Raw genomic sequence first — 263 nt, 5'->3', positions numbered from 1 at the left:
GACGCGAGGATCGATGGGTTCATTGACAGCCACCCCCGCAGCCTCGGGGCGGAAGTGTCACCACCAGAACCACCCGAAGTGTCACCGATGTCCTGATGCAGAACTGTCACCGATGTCCTGAGAGATGACATCCGACCGCGTTGACTCATCAGAAATGCGCGCGAATGGGCGGGTCGTTGCCTCATCAGGAATGCGCGCGTAGGCCCAGTGGATGGGGTTGACGTTGACCGAGCGCCGAGCAATCACCGAGGCGGCTGCGAAGC

At 61.6% G+C, this 263-nt stretch carries 1 protein-coding gene; it reads right to left on the bottom strand.

What is annotated here, in order from left to right:
* Nucleotides 1–81: 81 nt before the first annotated feature.
* Nucleotides 82–263, bottom strand: a 182-nt coding sequence (locus tag DMB80_RS28450; RefSeq protein WP_205538999.1) for a hypothetical protein, incomplete at its 5' end; no start/stop codon positions are given.

It is taken from the genome of Mycobacterium kyogaense, assembly GCF_003254575.1.
GTDB classification, from domain to species: domain Bacteria; phylum Actinomycetota; class Actinomycetes; order Mycobacteriales; family Mycobacteriaceae; genus Mycobacterium; species Mycobacterium kyogaense.
The sequence above is the reverse complement of the archived record's forward strand: the minus strand, read 5'-3'. Positions and strand labels throughout refer to the sequence as shown.